General features: G+C 51.0%; 2 protein-coding genes. Both read right to left on the reverse strand.

Features of this window, described 5'->3' with window-relative positions:
• Window positions 1–283 precede the first annotated feature (283 nt).
• Complete coding sequence (locus ACJ9N4_RS20845; RefSeq protein ID WP_182919454.1) at window positions 284–481, reverse strand: CPCC family cysteine-rich protein; 198 nt, start codon at window positions 479–481, stop codon at window positions 284–286.
• Window positions 478–1,326: VENN motif pre-toxin domain-containing protein (locus ACJ9N4_RS20850; RefSeq protein ID WP_411500796.1), on the reverse strand; the 849-nt coding region annotated here is incomplete at its 5' end. The genes ACJ9N4_RS20850 and ACJ9N4_RS20845, both read right to left, overlap by 4 nt.

Raw genomic sequence — 1,326 nt, forward strand, 5'->3', positions numbered from 1 at the left:
GCTTTACGCATGGCGATCTCCTCAGGGAATACAATCAGTATGTCGGAAGATCTCTAAAAGTGAGTGGTTCGTTTTACCGGGATACTTACATCGGGGCTTTGCAGCAGGTTCTGGTGATAGTAGTCCACGACCTGACGCAGCAGCGCCTGACCGTCGTCGTCGAGGTCGGCCAGTTTTGAACGCGGAGGAGGAGCCGCAGGAACGGCGGCGGCTGGTGATTGAGGCAGAACTCAGGATCTGACCGGTAAAAATGAAGATCCCGGCGCATGACCGGGATCTTCACTTACGCCTTGAGTTTTGAGTCTAATATTTTCTTGGCATCTATAAGACTGAGTGTATTCGCACCTCCAGAAAAATCAGGATCTGATGACTGCACAGGATCATCTTCCCACTCACAAACAGGGCAAATCTCATAGTTTCCAAGCTCAGTTATCGTCTTTTGACCACAGCAAGGGCAAGGATATAGATCATTTTCTGTCATTGCTTACTCCAGTACTCCATACCTTTTTCCGGTTTAAACATTGTTCTAGGAACGCCATTAACATCCTTGGAAGCAAATGTATTTGTTTTCGGGTTGTAGTAAAGCGTATCACCATTTGGGCGTGTTTTAGTCAGCGTACCTTCGGGCGGATTTCTCATAAAATCATGAGCCGCATCGACGTACTGTTTTGAGTTCTGATACTCAGGGAACTCAGCTTTATGTTTTTCCCAATGCCCATAGGCGTTTGATACAGGATCCTCTCTCTTGGTTTGGGTCCATATTTGAGTATCTTTATCTTTCCCACTTGCCTGAGAAGCACCGTCCGCATTATTAGATTGGGACCCATCTTTCTGCTGATTATTCCGCGCATTCTCCTCATCTTCCGGCCCCCAGCCGCCTGGTGTACCGGAGTCTGTACCACCTAACTCCGCTTTCTCAGCCTCTGTCAGATCTTTACCAACGTTCGGATTAGATGCATTTTCAGAGCCATCACTGTTTAGCACATGTCCCGGCCCACGGGTACCGTCACGACTCGGATCACGTACTGCACACTGTTCGCGGGTTCCTTCACAACTAGCACCGGTATCCCAGCTATCGCCATTTGCCGAACCTTTACTCCCGTTTCCTGTCGCTCCGGCAACTGCCGCCGCTGTATTCGCAGCGGCTTCCGCTGCTCCCAGTGCGCCCAGCGAGTTATTCTCAACCTCCACACGGGCAGTATTAGCCCCCACAGCCGCCATGGAGAGGTTACCGTCTGTCACCGCAGCACCCGCCAGACCACCCGCAATACTTACCAGGCTGCTGACCAGTCGCTTCTCATCCGCCGTCAGGTCACCGGGTTTTTT

The sequence above is a fragment of the Enterobacter sp. LM3 genome, from assembly GCF_046622475.1.
In the GTDB taxonomy this organism is placed as follows: domain Bacteria; phylum Pseudomonadota; class Gammaproteobacteria; order Enterobacterales; family Enterobacteriaceae; genus Enterobacter; species Enterobacter cloacae_P.